The organism is Pirellulaceae bacterium, assembly GCA_029243025.1.
Lineage (GTDB): Bacteria > Planctomycetota > Planctomycetia > Pirellulales > Pirellulaceae.
Window position 1 is genome coordinate 72,994 of the sequence record JAQWSU010000011.1, and the last position, 15,295, is coordinate 88,288.

10 protein-coding genes are annotated in these 15,295 nt (G+C 53.0%); 6 read left to right on the forward strand and 4 right to left on the reverse strand.

Features of this window, described 5'->3' with window-relative positions; translation table 11 throughout:
• The first annotated feature begins 152 nt into the window (after positions 1-152).
• The 3 genes from P8N76_05620 (at position 153) to P8N76_05630 (ending at position 6,465) form a co-directional block, all read left to right on the forward strand.
• Entirely contained in the window at positions 153-2,096 is a 1,944-nt protein-coding gene (locus tag P8N76_05620) for an acyltransferase family protein (GenBank protein MDG2381132.1), read from the forward strand.
• Between the two features lie 570 nt (positions 2,097-2,666).
• Positions 2,667-3,530: a hypothetical protein gene (locus P8N76_05625; GenBank protein ID MDG2381133.1), complete on the forward strand. Its 864-nt coding sequence runs from the start codon at positions 2,667-2,669 to the stop codon at positions 3,528-3,530.
• A 1,351-nt stretch (positions 3,531-4,881) separates the two neighbouring features.
• Positions 4,882-6,465 carry an ankyrin repeat domain-containing protein gene (locus P8N76_05630; protein MDG2381134.1) on the forward strand — a complete coding sequence of 528 codons (1,584 nt, stop codon included), beginning with the start codon at positions 4,882-4,884 and terminating at the stop codon, positions 6,463-6,465.
• Positions 6,466-6,747: 282 nt separating this feature from the next.
• Here P8N76_05630 and P8N76_05635 read toward each other — a convergent pair whose 3' ends face one another.
• Positions 6,748-8,346: a redoxin domain-containing protein gene (locus P8N76_05635; protein MDG2381135.1), complete on the reverse strand. Its 1,599-nt coding sequence runs from the start codon at positions 8,344-8,346 to the stop codon at positions 6,748-6,750.
• Positions 8,347-8,515: 169 nt separating this feature from the next.
• Here P8N76_05635 and P8N76_05640 point away from each other — a divergent pair, with 169 nt between their 5' ends.
• Positions 8,516-8,767, forward strand: a complete 252-nt coding sequence (locus P8N76_05640) for a hypothetical protein (GenBank protein ID MDG2381136.1) — start codon at positions 8,516-8,518, stop codon at positions 8,765-8,767.
• Here P8N76_05640 and P8N76_05645 read toward each other — a convergent pair.
• Together P8N76_05645 and P8N76_05650 are read right to left on the reverse strand one after the other, a co-directional pair.
• A complete protein-coding gene (locus P8N76_05645; protein ID MDG2381137.1) occupies positions 8,762-10,249 on the reverse strand; it encodes a VCBS repeat-containing protein in 1,488 nt (495 codons plus the stop codon). The genes P8N76_05640 and P8N76_05645 overlap by 6 nt on opposite strands.
• A gap of 102 nt (positions 10,250-10,351) precedes the next feature.
• Positions 10,352-10,699 carry a hypothetical protein gene (locus tag P8N76_05650; GenBank protein MDG2381138.1) on the reverse strand — a complete coding sequence of 116 codons (348 nt, stop codon included), beginning with the start codon at positions 10,697-10,699 and terminating at the stop codon, positions 10,352-10,354.
• Positions 10,700-10,823: 124 nt separating this feature from the next.
• Here P8N76_05650 and P8N76_05655 point away from each other — a divergent pair, with 124 nt between their 5' ends.
• Together P8N76_05655 and P8N76_05660 are read left to right on the forward strand one after the other, a co-directional pair.
• A complete protein-coding gene (locus P8N76_05655) occupies positions 10,824-11,318 on the forward strand; it encodes a hypothetical protein (GenBank protein MDG2381139.1) in 495 nt (164 codons plus the stop codon).
• 12 nt (positions 11,319-11,330) lie between these two features.
• Positions 11,331-12,074 carry a hypothetical protein gene (locus tag P8N76_05660; GenBank protein ID MDG2381140.1) on the forward strand — a complete coding sequence of 248 codons (744 nt, stop codon included), beginning with the start codon at positions 11,331-11,333 and terminating at the stop codon, positions 12,072-12,074.
• A 935-nt stretch (positions 12,075-13,009) separates the two neighbouring features.
• On the opposite strand, the gene P8N76_05665 is transcribed toward P8N76_05660, so the two are convergent.
• Positions 13,010-15,232 carry a hypothetical protein gene (locus tag P8N76_05665; GenBank protein ID MDG2381141.1) on the reverse strand — a complete coding sequence of 741 codons (2,223 nt, stop codon included), beginning with the start codon at positions 15,230-15,232 and terminating at the stop codon, positions 13,010-13,012.
• Between the last annotated feature and the right edge of the window lie 63 nt (positions 15,233-15,295).

A 15,295-nucleotide genomic window follows, 5' to 3' on the forward strand; every position in this document is an offset into this window, starting at 1 on the left:
TCGAACAGCGTAGCTGATTCTCGCACGCTTAAGTCAAACTGTCAGTCGCTCTGCCTATCAATGTTTACTGTTAAGCAAAACAATTTCGCATCTGCGCTATGATTTAGGTAGCATGATGTAGCCTGCCCTAAGATAGCGAGAAATTGTATTGCATGTCAGCAAATAATTATCGACCTGAAATAGACGGATTGCGAGCAGTCGCAGTGGTGGCGGTCATCCTGTTCCATGCAGAGCTGGGATGCCCGGGCGGATTCGTTGGTGTCGATGTGTTTTTTGTTATCTCAGGATTCTTGATTACTGGGATCATTCAACGTGGGATCGAAACAGACTCTTTTTCGCTTCTGGAGTTTTGGGAACGGCGAATTAGCAGAATTTTTCCCGCCCTTTTTGTGATGGTTGCCGCCACGCTGGCTGCCGGATACTGGTTTCTTTTGCCGAGTGAACTAAAGGACTTGGGCGAATCCTCGCTGGCTCAATCCTTGCTGTTGGCAAATGTTTATTTTTGGAAAGACACGGGCTATTTTGGTGGTTCGGCTCAACACAAGCCGCTGCTTCACACTTGGTCCCTAGCACTGGAAGAACAGTTCTACATCCTGTTACCTTTGGCATTGTGTTTTGTTAGACGGATCAGTCGCAAAAAACTTTTTGCATTGTTAAGTGTGGTGGCGCTACTGTCTTTTGCTGCCGGCGTCTACGGGACCATGTACTATCCTCGTGCAACATTTTACCTACTGCCAACGCGAGCATGGGAATTGTTGATCGGCTGCTTGTTGGCGATTTTTCCCTGGAGGCTTTCGGCATCAGAGATTCGCGATCGTTTGATTGCTTTCATGGGGATGCTGGCAATTGCCTTGCCGATTTTCGTGTATGACCCCAAGACACCGTTCCCCGGTCTGGCCGCTGTACCTCCCGTGGTGGGCACAGCGGCAGTGATCTTCTCGGCCGCGAGTACGCCAAACATGTGGATTTGCAAAGTACTTGCTTGGCGGCCCGTCGTGTTTGTCGGACTCATTTCTTACTCACTCTACTTGTGGCACTGGCCGCTCTTTGTTTACATGCGGCTGCATTTTGGGGTTTTGAGTTGGGCGCAAACAGTTTTTGCATGCCTTTTGGCTTTCTTACTTGCTGTCTTGTCGTGGAAATTCATTGAACGGCCCTTTCGGAATCGCATCTTTCTCCAACGACGACGTCGATTGTTTGGGACTGCCTTTGCGCTCAGCGGAGTCGCAATCCTTGCCAGTGTCTTTCTCATTCAGACGGATGGAATGAGTGGACGGCTGTCGGAATCTTTTAGCGATATTGCCCAGGATGTGAAATGGAAAGGCAGTGATATCAAGTTAAAGGCAAAAAACAGCGATGCGGATTTAGTTATTTTTGGAGACAGTCATGCGATGGCCTTGAGCCATACAATCAATCGTATTGCTAAACAGCGCGGCGCGTCTGTCGACGGAATCTTTTACCATGGTGTTCTTGCCTTGCCAAACGTTTCGCGAGTTGGTCGGGAAATCGGTGCGATTGATGTTTTGTCTCGGATCAATGAAAAGAATCCAACTCATGTTGCCTTGATATTTAGATGGTCACTTTACACGGTGGGCTCTTCAGATCTGGATGACAAAGCAGCTAAGGTCAAGTTGGTCGACGAAGAGGCGAGTGGAAATGCAGACGGAGCCAACGCTGAAATTATCCAAGCGGGCATTCAACGGTTGGTGGATCTTTGTGCCGCGAGGTGCATCACGCTTTGGATTATGAAGGAGGTACCAGAAACGGGTGAGCATTCACCAGCTCGGCAGTGGTGTTTGTACATGTGCGATCGAATTGCCAAGCCGTCGAATAGAAGACGCAGTCATGTTTTTTATCAAGAACGGACGGCGGAAATTGAGAAGGTGTTCCGATCAATAGCCCCCGGCGCAGTGCGTTTTCTCGATCCGGCTCCAATGCTTTTCGATGACGAGCAAATGACAATCAATTATGACGGTCAGCGGGCGTTGTATCGCGATAACGACCATCTCACTCGTTGGGGAGCACGCAGGCTGGAGCCGCTGATCGAGGAAATCTTCGGAGAAATTTCAGCCGAAACGAATTCGAGCGGGCATTAAGTCCATCTTTCTCGCCAGGCTATCGAAAGAGCTCAACCGCAAATCGTTGTTAAATTCGACGTCATTTCGCGAGGGATTGTAGGTAAACAACCAGTATTCCCCGCTTCTGGGAGGTCCGAGGAAGCGCCAAGCAAGCGAGTCGGAAGGAATTCCAACATTCTTCTAGGGTGAAACGGCTCCTTTTGTCGCACTAGTCCGTTGTAGCAGGCATTTCAGGTCTTTCGATGATTCGCTTGCGTGCAATCCACCGCATTCCGCAAGCTCGTTTTTGTGCGGATTTACTCTTGCCCGGTCTCGCAGCAAAGGGCGAGTGGTTAAAAGTCTTCTGTCCTTTTAAGACGTTGGGTCGATTGTTGACGAACCGTCTTGGGCATCTACGATCTTGCCTGATCCGACTGCACGAAACACAGCAAGACCTTGTGAGGCAAATTCAATGGTTTGTTTCTTCAAGCTTCATTTACCTGAGAGGGAGTATTAAGTCTGATGAAAAACTCGATGATGAATTGCAACGTGTTGGGGCGTTGTTGTTTTGCCAGTATTGTGGGACTCGTGGTTCTTGGTTTCTCATCCGTGTTGCAAGCGGAAACGACATCTGAAAAACTTCTTTCTGAATGTCAGGGGACCTGGGTCGGCATTAAGGATGAAGATGGCTCTAGGACAGTGACGCTCAAGGTAATCGACGGTAAGGATGAAACCGTTACCTATTTTCGCGATGGCGAAATGACCAGTGCCCACAAAGTTGTAATCAAGGTAGCGTCGACGGAACACATCAGCCTCTTCAGTTTCAAAAACGGTGAAGTCGTCGCCGGACCGAACAAGGGGGACAAGTTTCCTGGGGGTTCTTACGCCTTTAAGATCGAAGGCGATACTTGGTACGAGGTGTTCCGTCTTATCGAGGGCGGGACCGGCAAACCGAATGTGCAACAGTACAAGCGCATGACGCCGGATGCAGCGAAAGCAGAAATCGCGAAGTCCAGCACCAGTGGGAAAAACGATCAATCTGCTTTTACAAAAAGTGGCCCGGATGTGCAGCTGTTAAAGAACGTGATTCACAGTTTTGCAAAAGGTGACATTGACGCGTGGCAAAGTTGTTTTGATGATAAAGCGACTTATGGCCACAACAGCTGGAGTGAACAAAAGCCAATTGCCGAACTTGCTGATGTGCATCGCAAATTTCATTCTCAACTTGTAGGTGAGATCAAGATTCTCAAAGAAATCTACGAAGTGGTAACCGTCAAGGGTGGTGGCAAGCACGGCCATGTATGGTTTAACGGCGAGCAAAACTTCAAGACTGGCGAAAAGGTAGAGCTCGCAGTCTTCGTCGCCTTTGGGATCAACAAAGAGGGGAAAATCGGTTACGAATGGGCCTTCTTCGATACGGCTGTTATGCCGGAGCAAGCTCCTTACAAAGCGGCTTCGAAGGCCACGCCGTAGGGCAAAGACTTGTTGTGCTGTAGGCGTTGCTAGACTGTTTTGCTGACGAAAAACGATCGATGAGATCGATTCCGGTTCAAAGCTGGTGGCACAGCCGATCGTAATACGAATCGCCATGAGTATGGTCTCATGGCGATTTTTTGTTTCCTGCTTCGCAACGAAATCCGAATGAATTGTCGCGATGAATCGAAACAAAATTGTCCGGGGTGGAAGTTAAAACCAATTCAGCCCCCGGTGGATCTGCCCAGTCACCGATATACATCTTCGGTATTGGAAAGATAGTCCTCGTTGCGACATCAATAGCAAAGATAACAATCATCGTCGAAAACCCGGTGGGGCACAATTTGGCGAGCGTCTGGCGGGAGGCCAACACAGCGGAAAATGAAATCAACCGTCCCGTAGCGGCGGTGGCGACTTGCACGAAACCGACACCGTTGTAACTGCCAGTCAGCATGTCAGCCAACAGGCGCCACCGATCATACGGCACCAGCACAAAACATCGACGCCCGCATCGCGAATTCCCGGCGGCGATGATCGTGACTGGATTCGACTGCCATGACGTCGTCACCAAAAAGCGTTGTAGACTACAGGAGTCCACAGGACGTGAAAGAAAATATCGTCGTCGAGCTTGTCTGGCTGGTGCAACGATCTGGCTATCAAATGAACAGGCTTGCTGCCGAGTCCTGGCACAACTTGAATGGGGCGATGTTCGCTGTCAGGATCGTTGGATGGATTCAAGTGTTTCGCGAGGAGAATTGTTGAATCTAATTCAGTCTAATAAGAGTGGCCTGATCATTTAGGCAGAAAGATGTCAGATTCGTTGTTGCGATGTTCCAATTGGCCTGGCTTGTCTCTGGGGCGAATCGGGCCCACCTCGGTTTGTACGATTCCCGTCGATGATATCGGGCAGATGCCAAAGCGGTTAGACAACTGCTGTTCTAAATCCGAATCTGTTTTTTCTGCGATTATTCCGGCTTAGCCAGTTATTATTCGTAGGAGTGGTGATGATTCCTGAGTGGGGTTGTTATTTACAATCGCTTTCGGAACATTGTAAAACGGAGGGCCGCGTACATGGATGCGGCCGTGTTCTTCCATCTGATCACGGCTGCTGCCGGCAGATTGGGTTGATGCGGCGACGACATGCAAAGCCGTAAATGCGAAAGTAGCAATGATGAAAAGCATTCTTTTTGGCGCAATATTGGTTGGCTCGTTTATGGTCCTGGATTTCTTTGGGACGTTTCACGTCGATACCGCGTTGACGAACAGGCTGTTGGCATCTGAATCCCAAGATGTGAAGGCCTCGCAAAAAGATTCTGATTCACAGAAGAAATCTCTAAAAAGAAAAAGGCGCATGCCAAGGAAGGCCTCCGAATACGCCAAGATGTGTGAGTCCGAATTGGGTGTTCCTCCAAAAATTAATCTCGACGAATGTGTTGAAATCCCACTCTACATGGATGGCGTTCGGAAGCATGGTGTGATTCCGAGCGAAGAAGCTGACAACCCAAATCTGCAAGGGAAAGATTTCACCTCCTCTGGATCGGTTGTGCAGCGGTACCAGGGTAGAACAGTTGACGGCAAACCTTTGCCGGATGTCATCTGGATTTCCTTTGGTCGGAATGAAGATTGGGATGGTGAGCCTAGCAATTTTGTCGGATCAGTCCAAATGATTGGCTACAACAAGAAAAGCGGTGCGACTGCTTTTTTTGAATCCAAATTCCAGAACTTGGATCGTTGGGTCAGCCAGGACAAGGGAACACTTCGCATGCGGGGTCAGCTGCCGTGGATCGACAATCCCAAGGAATTCAATCAGGCCTATGTTCCGGCGCCCATGCAATGCGTTTCGTGTCATCAGGCGGATCCATTTATCACCAATCCATTCATCAAAGCTGCAAAAATACCTGGTACTGACGAAACCGTTGTGCCCATCCTCGACGGGGATTCGCCCTATTACGTGATTGGCGGCGAGGACTGGGACATGCGGACGATTCACATCGAAGGCAACGCTTGCTTCGAATGTCATCGTGTAGGCATGAACACAGTGGATTTGTTTGCGAGCGCTGGTTGGGAACTCAGCGAACACATGCCACCGCACGATCCTGGCAGCTTGGCTCAAGATTATCGCGAGTTGGTAGCCGCTTGGAAAAAAGGCCCGGAAAATGTCGAGGGTGCCGAATGGATCATTCCCCCGGCTCGCGGCAATGATCGCCAGGTGGTGGGAGCCGACTATCCCTACAAGTCAGGAGGCAATGAAGCAGAGGCAAGCCCGTTGGGCTTCTTCGGCGATGTACTCTCATCTCTGTTTGGAGAAGACTCTACTCAACCCGACGGGGATCAAGCTCTTTGGGATGCAGCAAAAACAGGCAACATCGACGAGATCAAAGCGTACCTTGCCAATGGAACACAGGTGAACGCCAAAAACGAGATGGGTCTGACACCTCTGATGATGGCGGCGTTCACTGGGCAAACTGAGACGATGAAGTTCCTGATAAAAAAGGGGGCAAATGTCAATTTCAAAGACAGTCGGAAGGGGACCGCCCTGCATGGAGCTAGTTTCTTTGGCCAAACGAAAGCGGTTCGAATTCTTGTCGAGAACGGTGCTGATGTAAATGCACGGAACGAAGACGGGGAGACGTCTTGGGAGTTGGCTGCTAGGCCATGGAGCGAGGAAATAAATGCTGCTTTTCAGTTCGTCACTGGAATCCTGGAGATCAAAGTCGATCCGGAAAAAGCCAAGGCCGGTCGACCGAAAGTGGCTGCGTATTTCCGTCATCAGAAAGCCACAAGCCAACCCCAGCAGAGTCGTGAAGTCGAACAGTTGCTCAAGCAGCTTCGCGACCCCGAAGTAAGGCAAGCCTTTGAAGACTGGATCCAGAAGTATGGTGTCAGCGAAGACACATTGGAAAAGCTCCGCTCGATGGCAAAGGGAGACAAGTAGAACGTGGTGATGGGCGGACAACATCGCCTTGGAAGCTCATTGGCATTGTCTTGAACGGAAATGAGTCGGCACGGCGATTAATGAAAGGGGGTCAGAGAAGGTACGTCCAGTTTGGGTTTCAACACAGCGAAAGAAGTCCTTTCCATTGATCTTGAGCAAGCAAGAAAGCTCTCCACCCATCAACTCAACCATCAGCGACTTCATAGTTCCGACGGGATTCGATCGTAAGATCCTCATAAATTGGCATCATCGATGCTCGGGTTGTCAGCACCGAAACAGCATTCATTCGCGATACGGTTGTTGGTTTTCGTAGAGAGTTTTTCTGGCCTTTAGCTTCTTGATCAGCCGTTGCAGCGCGTTCGTGGGCGGAGATTCTCTAACGATCGCCAGCGCATCTTCCATGAGTTTAGGCGCCCGAGCATAGTGTCCGGTCTCCGCCAGGGCCGCCGCATACGTGTCCAACGCTTGAGGCTGTTGATAATTGAATGCTTGACAGAGTTTTTCGGCAAGCCGCACTGCGGTTTCTCCGTCGCGTAGACCGGGGTCCGAGCTGGTCGCAAGAATCCACGCTAAGTTGTGAGCAGCAGGATGCCAATTCGAGTCAATTTGCAAGGCGTCTCTAAAATGGGGAATCGCCTCCGCCAAGCGATCCTGATCCTTGCGAATTACTCCGAGTTTGTTGTGGTAATCCGCGTCGTTCGGTTGCACCTGTACCGCGCGGAGCAGAAATCGGTGAGCTTCTTCGAGCTTACCCGCGGAACGTAGCAACAAGGTGGTTTCGGTCAGGGCTCCCAGGTGAGTTGAGTGGAACTTCAAGGCACGCTGCATTTGTCTAAGTGATGCCCGTGCGTTGCCCATCCGTCTTTCGATTACTCCCCATTGGTGATGCACCCCTGCCAATCGATACCGCTGCCGAACAGCCTCGTCGTCCATGCGGTCATCCGGTGGCGGCGGGTGTTTGTCGACGTACTTCGCGAGGTAATCCCGCGCTTCGTCTAAGTACCCTTGTTCGATTTGTACGTTGGTGACGGCGATAGGATGGGTGACAAAAACCTTGTCGCCCCAGCGGCCGGCAAAGGGAACGGCTAGATTCCGTGCATTGTCTTTTGTCCGCAGCCGTACGTCGGTGGCTAGTTCGCCCATCTGGATTTTCCCCGTGTAGACGACTCGCAGACGACGGTGTTGATCCAAGAACACGCTGAAGGGCAAGGGCAAACCGCTCGGTCGGTAAACGGCCTGTTGATGTAATTTGTTCAGACGGGAAACCAACTGCTCAGTGGCCAAGCCCGAATCGCCCAAAAAACCGGTCTTGCGTAGCGCAGCCCGTAATTCGTCCAAGTTGGAATGCGTGTCATCCAATCGTTCGACGTTAAGCGCCAATAGTTTTGGCGCCGCGTCGCCCAAGTCCGCCAGTCTCGACTGCAACTCGTGTAATTCTGTCAGGCAGGGTTGGCACCAGCTGGCCCAAAAGATCAACAACAGCGGCTTATCCCAGGCCGCAGAAAGTATTACTTCATCGCCTTCCCAACTCTCGTAGCGAATCTCCTCAATCACAGGCGGTGCACTCATTCGTAGTGGCGTGTGTTGGCGTAAAGGTGACGGAAGAAGAGTCGATGGCGTCAACGTCACGTCGCGAGCAGATGCAACGCCTTCGGCCGCGTGTGCCGATAATCGCCCCGTGCCCTGTCGTAACACATACCGCTTGCCGGGCTGCAGACCCTCGAACGCTTCAGGATTTTTCGTTCCAGGCCAACGCACGGCTAGACTCGTAACCGTTTGCTTGTTGGGAACAGCAACGTGTATCCACTTGGACGACTGAGTTAAGAATCCGTCGCCGGCATACAGAGTTTGCGCCCTTTGGGACGTTTGCCCAATGTTCATCCGTCACGGTTATCATAACTCGGGCCCCAATCGCGTCGCGTGAACTGCCAAGTTTGGGCGAGCCCACCAATCGAATCGCGATCGATGCGCCCGACTGAGGCATATCGTTGCGGAGAAAACGTATACGTGGCCCGGTTCGATTTGCAACCCATAAATCGAGATCTCCGTCGTGGTCCCAATCGACAACGGCGACCGCCCGGGAGTCATCAATATGGTCAAGCCCGATGGCGGACGAGACGTCGGCGAACCGGCCCGATCGCGTATTCAGGAAACAACAATTGCGCTCGCGGCCACTAAATGGCTGACCCTCTTGAATGGCTTGGGCGAGCTGATCCCAGGCATCCAAATAGGATTGGTTTGGATCACGCTCGCCATCCGTGGGCGACTGCGACACGACCTGTCGCCAAAAGAAGCTTCATAAGTCTTTGGAATCGCCTTGCGTAATAAAACCATTCGCGACGACCAAGTCTTGCCACCCATCGCCATTCAAATCCGCAAATCGTGCCCCCCAAGCCCAACGACCAAGAACAACCTTGGCTTCCTCGCTAACATCGCGAAACGTTCCGTCGCCGACGTTTTTGAAAAGCGTGTTGCCTCGCGCGTGCCGTTGAAGCGTCGCACGCGTCTCGGGGCGAGCCGACGGGTGAAACCGATCTTGGAAGGAGATTCGGTTGCCAGCCGAGGAAAACATGTTGCTGACATACAAGTCGACGAAACCGTCGTTGTTGTAGTCTCCCCAACACGCCGACATACCTGCCGCGATATCCTCGACCCCCAGTTGCTCTGCGATGTCGACAAAATGTCCTGAATCATTGCGAAACAGATTATTGCGACCGAAATCATTGGCGACGTACAGGTCGAGGTCGCCATCGTCGTCATAGTCTTCCCCAGCAGACGCATAGCTGAAACGACGATTGTTCACGTCCAAACCGACCTGTTTTGTCACATAACTGAAATACCAGGCCTTTGCATTGTGGGGTGGGACGTCACTGCGCGGCGTGATGTCATTGCGCAATAGGACATTACGTCCACCGTTGTTTGCATCGTGATACGGTACGGGTCTGCCAAATACGATATGCTGGTTGATGTTCGCGCGTCGCTCGTAGCAACAGATGTAGATATCCAGATCGCCGTCGGCGTCATAGTCGGCAGCCGATAATGAGTAGGGCAACGCTGCGGGTAAGATCTTTTCGGCGCGGACCGTAAATCGTGCTTGGCCGTCATTTGCCAAAATCAGCACGCCATCGTCCAAACCCACGACGGCATCTTGATCGCCGTCATTGTCCAAGTCCACGAACAGCGCGCTATGGGAGACGTCTAACCAGTCCAAGCCGGCTGCCGCTGAATGATCGAAACACGTGCCGTCCGGCCGTTGCAAATACAACCGGTTTGGTAGTCCACCGGGCTGGCAACAGTACAAATCATCCAGCCCATCACCGTTCACGTCGGCGACCGCCAGTCCCTGCCATCCACCGATATCCATTCCAAGGCGACGGTCGATTGTTCCCAACCAATGATCAACGCCTGGCAACAATTGCTGACGAAACGTTGAATTGGCCATAATCGCTTCGGTGCAATCGGCAAACATCGGGCCACCGGCCGTTACTTCTTCGTAATCCAAAACGGTCAGCGTGGCTAAACGTGGACTGTCCGATTTGGCTCGCTCCCCAAGGCACCGCCAGGTTGTGTTGATCTGGAACGTCCCGTCATCGCACAATCCCCAGACGTGGACATAGGATAAGGACTGGGCTACCTCCCTGTCCTTGGCGTTCACAACCTTTTCGCTTGCACGAAAGACTTTCACTTTGCTATGAACCTCGCGCGGCGATTTAACGCCGGACAGCAAATGTTTAAGGCTGCCAGCTAAGTCGCTGCCGAAGGATTCGCCGGCAACGCGGTTCATTCGACGAACAGTGACTGCTGGAGTTTCATAGATAATTTCCAAATCAGATGGCCGTAACGCGTTGCAGGCAAACGAATCGGATGTTAGCGAATCCAAATCAGATCACTGTGGCTCGGCGTGGCCAGGCAAGCACTGCAAAAGTGCATTGAGACGATCACCAACCTTCACAGAAAACATTTCGCTCTGCCAGTCATTTTCGGCCGTGTCGCCGAGCGTGTTCGAAGTGACGGTTCCCGAGACGACAGGTGGGAGCGCTGCGGACGGACGTCCAGCCGTGTCATCGCCCATGGTAGGAGTGCCGTCGGACGGAGGCGGTGGCGCCCAGTCCGTCTTTGTACCGACGTCCGCCGCTGGAGGTTTTGTCTTTCGTTGCCCGTCCCGACAGCCAAAGAGGGGACACAGCAACAAGACCGTCAAGAATATGGGCAAGGATAAGTTGTAGTGATTCACCGCCATCACTCGAAGATGGTATAAATGTTTCTGTATAAGGTTCACGTGCTCTGCCGATGCGAGCGAGCAGCGAGATTTTAGCTAGAAGTATAAGAGGGGAATGATTGCGATGAAATGACAACGATTGAAAACACTGGCTGCCTCGCTGGGCGCGGTGATTGCCTTGCTCTGTGCTTCCCCCGTTGATGCGCAGGATTTCGAGCCAGAGGTATTCTTAAGGAGCTACCCGAACGCGAGCATCACGGTCGACGGTGACACCAGCGATTGGAATCTGGACCAGTTCGGAACTTTTGTTGACGGGGGTGTGGCGGCCGAAGGTGACGAATTCGAATGGGATCGGACTGGGGGCACGGGCGACATCGCTCGTATGGGTTGGGATGACGCTGGAGAAAATGTGTACTACGGTGCCAAGTGGACGGCCACTCCAGTACCGGACGATCGGGTGGACAACTCAGTCAAAATCTATGCCAGAGATAATGCGACTCATCAGTACTTCCTGGCAGATATTGTTGACGACGAACTCAATTTTTCGGATGAGGCTGCTTGGGCGAACGACTCCGTTGAGTTTTACTTCGACCCGGGCAATGAACGTTTAGATGAACAAACACCCCAGGGTTAATGGGATCCGAATGTGCAGTTGGTGATCGATGCGGGCAACCAGGTGCAGGCATGGATGACCCCCGATGATTACGGAGCGGAGATCGAAGCAGGCGTCGAATCGGCCGTCACGCTTACCGACACGGGATGGTTGCTCGAAGTCGGGATCGACAAGAGTGTATTCTCTACACCCATTCCGGCTGTTCTAGGGCCGGCCAACGACCCGGCAGGAAATAATTGGGGCATTGACTTCAGCTACCGTGACAACGACGACGGTGACCCTGATGAAGAAACTAGAAACGGTCTCACTGAACTTTCGACCAATTATGTCTGGGCAGATCCAGAGCCCGTACCCGCGTTCCCGACCAAGATCCCAAGCCATTGGGGGCAAATGATCGCTGGCGAGCCGTCCGATCCGACCATTCGCTTGGACGATGGTTCGTTGACTGATGCAACGGAACGTGCGAACTACGTACATGAGGTTCTCGGCACCTGGATCGGCGACTCCAATTTAGACGGCGAGTTCAATTCGACCGACTTCGTCGTTGTCTTTACGGCCGGCGAATACGAAGACGAGCTCGCTGACAACTCGATTTGGGCCACCGGCGACTGGAATGGTGACAGCGAATTCAACTCCAGTGACTTCGTGGCGGCTTTTTCTGACGGTGGCTATGAAAGAGGGGCGATCGCTGTTGCTGCCGTTCCGGAGCCAGTTTCCGGCGCTATGTTGTTGTCCGCACTGGTCTGTTTGCTGCCGTTGCGGCGGTTGCGACGTTAGGCGGTTGGGCGGCTCGTCATGATGTCCGTCGCAACGTCGTTGTTGGATGCCACAACCTCGATGTTCTGTCGGGCTGGACGACGCCACGAATCGCGACGTCTATCGGAAATCAGCTCGTGCGATTGTTCATCCGAATCGGATCAGGTCGTTGAAAGAATTGAGCATTCAGCAGACAAAAACATCTGCAGAAGGTTTTGCGCGAAGAAAAAGTACTTTGCGACCTACAAGATCACGAATGGATGCGGGGACGAGTCCGCTGTCCGACGAGCATGATGCATTCATTTTAGATGTTAGTCGCAACGCTCCCGAGCGCGGATAGTCGGATCAATTTCGAGTGATTCCGCTGGCTCTCTGCGGCGATTCCGGAAAGGAAGAGTTCTACCACAACCTGTCCCTTGCATCGCGGGCCGCAAGTGGCAGGCTGCGGTTTTCCATTTGGATCGATTTCGAGTTTGCCGAATGTCCTGCTGGATTGTATTTTGCTCGAGCCTTGCTGCTCCAGCTCCTTTTCAATTGCTTGCGCAGTGGCGCGGTCATCGGCTTGCCGTAACAAGACCGCGAGCAGACCTGTGCCCAGGTTGTAGGGGACATCCGAGGCAGTATTTCCTGTTGAGATTGCCAGCTACAACTCCTTGACCGCGGGTTTTTGATGCGCAGCTTTCAGATGGCGTAACCCGCGGCTACCTTCAACACGGGCCGTGAAGTCACTAACGCGTTCGTAACGTTTCCAACGCTTTCAATTCGGTCAAATCGTTAGAGACAGCCGTTTGTGGAAACCGACATTTGTCCTGCCTGAGACAACAAAGGCAGCTACATGTGGGGATAAGGTTTTTCTATTCTTAACCCGAACAGCGACTGCGCGCTATTACCAGAACCAGCTACCGCGACGCGCCGTAAGCCGTTTTATGATTGTTTCTTTCGTCGCTGAAGTCCGATCACTCCTTGATCACACCTTCGTCCATGAGCGCGAACAGCGTTAGATTGCAACCGATTGTTTCGCCGATGTAAACGGTGCCGTGACCGTTCATGTTATCCCATTGCCACTCGAATCCCTCACTGGCGCCTCCGTGGAACCGGTAGTCATAAGGACAGTTGTGCTGCATGTATGTCTGCCAGACAAGGTAGGCGATTGCGCTGTCGAGATATGCCTTGTCTTTTGTCACTGTCCACGCCAGATACTGGGCATAGCACTCCTCGGGTCGGTTCCAGAGCAGTTGGCCGTAACCCTCGTCCATGACGCCTTGCGTAAAGCCGCCCGTGCTGCGGGCATCTCTGCCTCGCCAGTAAGCCTTCTGTTGATAGAAACCGATGTGTGTATCCAGGCGCGACTGAAGCAGCATGTGCCAATTCGCGCTCCAACGTACGGCATCAAGCGCCGGCGGGTAGTTCGTGGCACGGTACAGAATCGCAAAGCCCCACGTCGCATATGCCGCCGATGACGACGAGATGTTCCCGGGCGCGTCCCACTCTCCTCCGTACATCTTCCACTGTTTCCCGTTCAGCCAGTGACGCATCGTATAGTCTGCGCAGGAGATTGCTGCCGCACGATAGCGCTCGTCCTGCGTGATCTCATAAAGACGGGACCACAACATGATAGCGCATGAGTTCGTCGCAAGATTAGCGGGATACGTAGGCCTACCGCCAACATGAATCCGCCCTGCGATGAGATTGCCGTCGTCCTGCTGGATCCTGAGCAGAAACTCGGCAGCTCGGGTTGCCATGTCCAGTAGTTGTCTGTCCTTCGTGTCTTCGAACAGGTCGCAAAGCAGCGTGGCGATCTTGCCTGTTTGAGCGACCCAGATGTCGGACGTGGTGCGAATATGCCCACCTTTTTCGCCTGTTGGCTTGGCATTTCGCAGTTTGTCATACTCCTCGGGGCTTCGTGGGCGGAACATCCAGAACGCCCCGTCGCAGACAGTCGTGGAGTCGTTTACCTGCCACATTTCCTGTTTGATGCCGTTGATCAGCTTGCCTGACCTCTCGAGCGCCCACGCGTTCTGGTAACTCTGCCCGTACCTGCGCATTGCGATTGCCATCCACAGGTCCCAGTTTCCGCCCCAGTCGAGCGACTGGCGGTTTCTCTGGATGTGGACCTTGTCCGGATCGAATCCTTGGTACCAGCCGAGCTCGTAGTGGCCCCAGTCACCATGGTCCTCGAACAGGCCGGGTACGTTCTTTGCTCCCTCCATCTGCAGGTCCATGAATTTTTTCCACCCATACCGCGGCGCCAGTTTCTCGGCCGGCTGAATCCGATCCAGATAACTTAATGCCTTCGTGTCGAACAGGTGGCCAGGGCGCATTACGAGGTTATGTTCCAGGACATAGTGGTCGAAATTGCGCGTGTTGATCCAGCCGTCGCGTTGTAGCACGTGTGGCGCACGATGAAATGCGTAGTATCTGGCGTCAGCAGTCGGTGTATGGAAGCCGGCCTGATCGCTAATGAACTCTTTGTCACTGGTCATTCGCACGATCCCGCCTCCCCCTCGGCCGCCGTCCCAGCCGTCGCTGCGCGTGACCACGATCAAAAACGAGGCGTCCCCGACGCGCCAGCCGGTGTGCGTTACCGTATGGGCCACCCATTCGTAGAAGTCTTTCGAAACGTTCTGGGCTTCGAATCCTCGCTGATAGCGCACCTGTGTGGAGACCTTAGGCGGCGCTTGGAACTTTACCTTCTCGTGGACGTGATAGTCCCCCCGGTGAATTGTGTAGGTACTGGTCACTGGCCAATGCCGACCCTGGTCGTCGGTGATCTCGCACGACCACTGGATCGCAATCTTTCTTGAACTGTTCGCCAAAACCGTTGGGCCGGTGGTAGGGAGCCCGCTAAACTCCCTGCCCCAAAGGTTGGCCCGAACTCGGCTGTTCTTCGGTGTCTCGCCTGCCAGCACAACGCCGTAGGCCGCATCGTTTTTCACGTCGTCCCACGCAACGGTTTGCCATTGTTCGCCGACTCTACACTGATATTCGGCGCTCCAGCCAGCCGGGGTCTGTTTCCACGCAATCTGGCAAATGCCGTTACTGAGAACCACCGAATCAGTTTGCGTGTCCAGGCTACAGACGGACTGGCCGCCGGCAACGGCCGCACCACTGGTCAGCGCAAACGCCACGATCATATAAGCCGCCGTCGTACTGGTAGCTTGCTGCATTGAACGTTTCATTTCTGATCTTCCTTCCTCAACATTGTGTTCCATCAACGGACGGCAGAGACACGCGAGCGGTTG

Coding starts and splice junctions, on each gene's coding strand:
- P8N76_05665 (MDG2381141.1), bottom strand. CDS start 15,232: ATGAAACGTTCAATGCAGCAAGCTACCAGTACGACGGCGGCTTATATG.
- P8N76_05645 (MDG2381137.1), bottom strand. CDS start 10,249: ATGAACCGCGTTGCCGGCGAATCCTTCGGCAGCGACTTAGCTGGCAGC.
- P8N76_05635 (MDG2381135.1), bottom strand. CDS start 8,346: ATGAACATTGGGCAAACGTCCCAAAGGGCGCAAACTCTGTATGCCGGC.
- P8N76_05620 (MDG2381132.1), top strand. CDS start 153: ATGTCAGCAAATAATTATCGACCTGAAATAGACGGATTGCGAGCAGTC.
- P8N76_05630 (MDG2381134.1), top strand. CDS start 4,882: ATGCCAAGGAAGGCCTCCGAATACGCCAAGATGTGTGAGTCCGAATTG.